At 47.2% G+C, this 814-nt stretch carries 1 protein-coding gene; it reads right to left on the bottom strand.

Annotation, left to right across the window (positions count from 1 at the left end; all coding sequences use genetic code 11):
* Positions 1-814, bottom strand: an 814-nt coding sequence (locus R7R78_RS25440) for an ATP-binding protein (RefSeq protein WP_225474537.1), incomplete at both ends; no start/stop codon positions are given.

Here is an 814-nt window from a genome sequence, read left to right as displayed (position 1 = left end):
AATCACAGGAGAAGGCGCCGCTTCTTCCTTGACTTCAGGCTTAACAATCACCGCGGGTTTATCGACTCGATCAACAAAGAACTTATCTACCACTGACTGAATAGCATGCACAGCTAATGGTTTACTGATTGCGTCATCCATTCCATTTTCTAAGTACTCTCGACGATCTTTCATCACGTTCGCCGTTAACGCCACCAACGGAGGCAAGTGGTCATAATGCTCACGGTAGTACTTCGCCACATCAAACCCTGTCATGTCTGGCAGTTGAATGTCCAACAGCGCAAGGTCGTATTGATCCGGCACAAAGTTGACTAACGCTTCTTCCCCAGTCATCGCGACCGTCACGGAATGCCCCAAACTTTCTAGCAGCGACTTAGCCACCGTCACGTTAAGTTCAATGTCTTCAACCATAAAGATGTTGAGATGCACATTGTCGCGCTTCGCATCGATTACCGGCTCTTCGAGTTCAACAATAGGAACGTGAATCGACACAGTAAAAGTACTACCAAAGCCTTCTTCACTTGTGACCGTAATGTCCCCATCCATCATATTGATCAGCTGTTTCGAAACCGCTAACCCAATGCCTGTACCTACCGCATGCAAGTTGTCTTTGCCCGACTTAACTTGATAATACATAGCAAAAATCTTATCCAGTTCAGCTTCAGGAATACCGATGCCGGTGTCTTCGACTTCCATAATAATGGTCGCGAAGTCTTCTTCGACATCGGCGCTAACTGTCATCACAACGCCACCTTCTTTGGTGAACTTCATCGCGTTGCTCACTAGGTTCCAAATCACCTGGCGTAAACGGGTC

Source organism: Vibrio sp. 2134-1, assembly GCF_033339495.1.
Note: the sequence above shows the minus strand (reverse complement) of the source record. Positions and strands in the feature narration are given on the sequence as shown.